The following is an 871-nucleotide window of genomic DNA, read 5'->3' as shown; positions in this document are numbered from 1 at the left end:
ATTTTAGCTTTATCATGGCCATAGGGAATGAGATTTTCATGTGAGATACCAATTTTTTGTGCAATTTCAATAATATGCTGCTTTTTAGCAGTGCGAGCAATTTCAATATCTGTTTTAGGCATGGAAAAATTCTTTAAACTTATCTTTTATTAATGTTCGAGATCTGTACCCCATGGATTAATTAGAAGAATTCATAGAGAACAGAAAGTGTTAGGATATCATAGAAGTCGATGACATGCTATGCAAGAGATAATGCTAAAGAAGCACGAGAAGAGTTTCATTGTTTTTTAGGAAAAAGAGTTTCTTTGCTTTTAAGCAGTAAAGATATGTTTAATTCAATTAAAAATATCTCGAAAAGAAGCTTTGGTTTGCAACAAAATGTCTAATGATATTAATGGATACCATAAGTGTTTTATGGCGGCACATCTGAAGTCCCTATTAAGATGGGATTGCTAAGAATAAAATATCCAGAAACATCTAGTTATGGAAAAATTAGAAATAAGCACGCAAAAAATTATCTAATTGATTAAAGAGTATAATCCGGAAGAGACTAAAAACAAGCGCATAGATCGAAAAAAGAAAACAACACACGCTGCTTATGCAATCGTTATGATTATTAGCTAATAAAAGCACCTTGGAGCTGAATTGAAGGACTCATAACATCCTATTCTAGCAAAATGGCTAAAGAAACGACTCACAACAGAATAAAGTAACAAAATACAAAAAACAAAGATAGGCAAAAATAAATCACAAAATAAAGAATTTAAAGAGCCTAAATTTATAAGAAGGTACTATTGATAGATGGCGCACCCGAAGAGATTCGAACTCCTGACCCCCAGATTCGTAGTCTGGTGCTCTATCCAGCTGAGCT

At 32.8% G+C, this 871-nt stretch carries 1 protein-coding gene and 1 tRNA gene; both read right to left on the bottom strand.

Annotated elements, in window-relative coordinates; genetic code table 11:
- The coding region (locus tag ACFIKE_RS11750) for a formate--tetrahydrofolate ligase (RefSeq protein WP_375650081.1) at positions 1-122 on the bottom strand (122 nt) is incomplete at its 3' end.
- A gap of 680 nt (positions 123-802) precedes the next feature.
- Positions 803-871 (bottom strand) — tRNA-Arg (locus tag ACFIKE_RS11745).

Origin of the sequence: Bartonella sp. MU70NMGDW, from assembly GCF_042194085.1 — a bacterium.
GTDB classification, from domain to species: Bacteria; Pseudomonadota; Alphaproteobacteria; order Rhizobiales; family Rhizobiaceae; genus Bartonella; species Bartonella grahamii.
This window is presented reverse-complemented; position numbering and strand designations above follow the sequence as displayed.